This is a genomic window from Aeromonas sp. Lyrl_2, from assembly GCF_051948815.1.
GTDB classification, from domain to species: Bacteria; Pseudomonadota; Gammaproteobacteria; order Enterobacterales; family Aeromonadaceae; genus Aeromonas; species Aeromonas veronii.
This window is the reverse complement of the sequence record NZ_JAYJLJ010000068.1, coordinates 1-521: the sequence shown is the minus strand read 5'-3', so window position 1 is coordinate 521 and position 521 is coordinate 1. Positions and strand designations below refer to the sequence as shown.

The window sequence follows — 521 nt, the reverse complement described above, 5'->3', positions numbered from 1 at the left end:
GCGTGTTGCTGCGGGAGTTGAATTCTACTCAACCGCCTTCTCGAGTCAAGCCTTATTTTCAAAGGCTTTTCGAGGTTATCGACTTGGCTTTCTGCGTTGCCGCTTGCCCTGTCGATGGAGGCGCATTATAGGGATCAGATTCTTTCTGGCAACCCCTTATCTGCAATAAAATTGCAAAAAATAGCACTTTTTTAGTTATTCATATCCAAACACAGCTTTTATACAAACTTATCCACAGAATCACCCTTCGGATTGCTAGAATGGCCGAAAACAAGGAGGCCAAGATGGACTTGCGACTGAGACCCTATAAGGGAAAACGCCCGCAACTGGGCAAACGGGTGTATGTAGACCCCTGCGCAACACTGGTGGGCGATATCGAGCTGGCCGATGATGCTCGAATGAAATGAACAGACAATTCACCATTTCGCCAGGTTCAGGAACAACTCTTACTTCCTATATAGAAGGAGTTGAGGCAGTTGAGGCAGTTGAGGCAGTTGAGGCAGTTGAGGCAGTTGAGGCAG

At 47.4% G+C, this 521-nt stretch carries 1 pseudogene; it reads left to right on the top strand.

The features are described from left to right. Window positions 1-284 precede the first annotated feature (284 nt). Window positions 285-395, top strand: a pseudogene (locus VF684_RS20935) (gamma carbonic anhydrase family protein); the annotation flags it as partial. Window positions 396-521 lie beyond the last annotated feature (126 nt).